At 56.0% G+C, this 2,829-nt stretch carries 1 rRNA gene; it reads right to left on the minus strand.

Annotated elements, in window-relative coordinates:
- Positions 1-2,822 (minus strand): 23S ribosomal RNA (locus ACAW74_RS28675).
- Positions 2,823-2,829: the final 7 nt, after the last annotated feature.

Consider the following 2,829-nt stretch of genomic DNA (forward strand, 5'->3'; position numbering starts at 1 on the left):
AACCTTTCAGGCTCATTAGTACGGCTCGGCTCCATGTGTCTCCACACCTCCACCTGCCGCCTATCCACGTGATCGTCTCTCACAGCCTTTATTAACAGATGACTCATCTTGAGGTCGGTTTCGCACTTAGATGCCTTCAGCGCTTATCCGTTCCGCACGTAGCTACTCGGCCGTGCCGCGGGCACGACAACCGATCCGCCAGCGGTGCGTCCAACCCGGTCCTCTCGTACTAAGGTCAGATCCCCGCAATCATCCCACGCCCACCACAGATAGGGACCGAACTGTCTCACGACGTTCTGAACCCAGCTCGCGTGCCACTTTAATCGGCGAACAGCCGAACCCTTGGAACCTTCTCCAGCCCCAGGATGTGACGAGCCGACATCGAGGTGCCAAACCTCCCCGTCGATGTGAGCTCTTGGGGGAGATCAGCCTGTTATCCCCGGCGTACCTTTTATCCTTTGAGCGATGGCCCACCCATGCAGTACCACCGGATCACTATACCCTGCTTTCGCACCAGATCGGCCTGTTTGCCTCACTGTCAAGCTTGCTTCTGCTATTGCACTCCCCGACCGATTACCGTCCGGCCTGAGCAAACCTTGGGAAGCCTCCGTTACCCTTTCGGAGGCGACCACCCCAGTCAAACTACCCACCAAACACTGTCCCCCGCTAGGGGTTAGACCGCCAGTCTGAAAAGGGCGGTATTTCAAGGGTGGCTCCACGATGCCTGGCGACACCGATTCAACGCCTCCCGCCTATCCTACACATGCCAGACCAGCGATCCATGTTAAGCTATAGTAAAGGTGCACGGGGTCTTTCCGTCCCGTGGCGGGTAAGCGGCATCTTCACCGCTACTACAATTTCACCGAGCTCATGGCTGAGACAGTGCCCAGATCGTTACACCATTCGTGCAGGTCGGAACTTACCCGACAAGGAATTTCGCTACCTTAGGACCGTTATAGTTACGGCCGCCGTTTACTGGGGCTTCAGTTCAATGCCTCGGGTTGCCCCTAACATCCCCCCTTAACCTTCCAGCACCGGGCAGGTGTCAGACCCTATGCGTCATCTCTCGATTTGGCAGAGTCCTGTGTTTTTGGTAAACAGTCGCCTGGGCCTTTGCTCTGCAACCTCCCATTGCTGGGTAGGCCCCCCTTCTCCCGAAGTTACAGGGTTATCTTGCCGAGTTCCTTGGCCATGATTCTCTCGTGCGCCTTAGGTTATTCACCCCAACCACCTGTGTCGGTTTGCGGTACGGGTACCCACTAGCTGATGTTTCGTCACCTTTTCTTGAAACCATCGTCCCCTGTTCGCTTTGGCCGAAGCCGCCGCTCAGCGCTCTATTCCCGCAGAACGCACAGAGTTGGACAATTTGTCAGTGAGTCACACTAGCGGGTAGTACTGGACTATTAACCAGTTGTCCATCTGACCGTCGCTGTCGCTAAGCCATTAGGTCCCGACTAACTCCGGGTTGACTGCCGTCGCCCGGAAACCCTTGGTCTTTCGGCGGACAGGGTTCCCACCTGTCTTCTCGTTACTTATGCCTACATTTGCTCTACGACACCCTCCACCAGGGCTCACGCCCCAACTTCGCCGGTTGTCGTATGCTCTCCTACCATCAATGCTTGCGCATGATCCACCGCTTCGGTGATGTGCTTGATGCCCGTTTATTATCGATGCCCGCCCCGCTCGACCAGTGAGCTGTTACGCACTCTTTAAAGGAATAGCTGCTTCCAAGCTAACCTCCTGGCTGTCTCGGCAGCCGGACCACCTTTGTTCAACTTAGCACACACTTGGGGACCTTAGCGGATGGTCTGGGTTGTTCCCCTCTCGGAGCAGGACCTTAGCACCCTGCCCCTCACTGCCCTGCACCCTCGCCAGCATTCGGAGTTCGACTCAAGTTGGTAGGCTATGACACCCCCGCATCCAATCGGTAGCTCTACCTCTGGCGAGGTAACACAAGACGCTGTTCCTAAAAACATTTCGGAGAGTACGAGCTATTTCTCAGTTTGATTGGCCTTTCACCCCTACCCACAACTCATCCGGAAACTTTTCAACGTTTATCGGTGCGGTCCTCCACGGGGTGTTACCCCCCCTTCAACCTGGCCATGGGTAGATCACCAAGTTTCGCGTCAACAGCCACTAACTAAGCGCCCTGTTCAGACTCGCTTTCGCTTCGGCTCCGGGCGTCCACGCCCTTAACCTTGCTAGTGACCGTTACTCGTAGGCTCATTATGCAAAAGGCACGCTGTCACTCCACTAACGAAGCTCCAACCGCTTGTAAGCACCCGGTTTCAGGTTCTATTTCACCCTGGTACTCCCAGTCCTTTTCACCGTTCCCTCACGGTACTCTTCCCTATCGGTCTTCTACAGTAGTTAGCCTTGGCAGATGGTGCTGCCGGATTCAAAGGGAGTCCCTCCGGCTCCCCCCTACTCAGGATACATCGTCCACAACAACAATCGATCACTACGGGACTCTCACCCCCTGTGGTTGGCCTTCCCAGACCATTCGTGTTTGTGTCACTGCTTGATACAATGTCCTACAACCCCAGCCCTGCCGTAACAGGACTGGTTTGGGCTAAGACGCGTTCGCTCGCCACTACTGACGCCCTCACTGTTTGTTTTCTCTTCCTCCGCCTACTTAGATGTTTCAGTTCAGCGGGTACGCCTCATCACCATACGGTGTGATCATGATGCTTCACATCATGGGGTTGCCCCATTCGGATACCTGCGGATCGCCCCGTGCCAGCCGGTCCCCGCAGCGTTTCGTCGCTTGCCACGTCCTTCCTCGCCTGTAGAAGCCAAGGCATCCCCCGGGTGCCCTTTTGCTGCGTT

Source organism: Fibrella musci (genome assembly GCF_041321105.1).
Classification (GTDB): Bacteria; Bacteroidota; Bacteroidia; order Cytophagales; family Spirosomataceae; genus Fibrella; species Fibrella musci.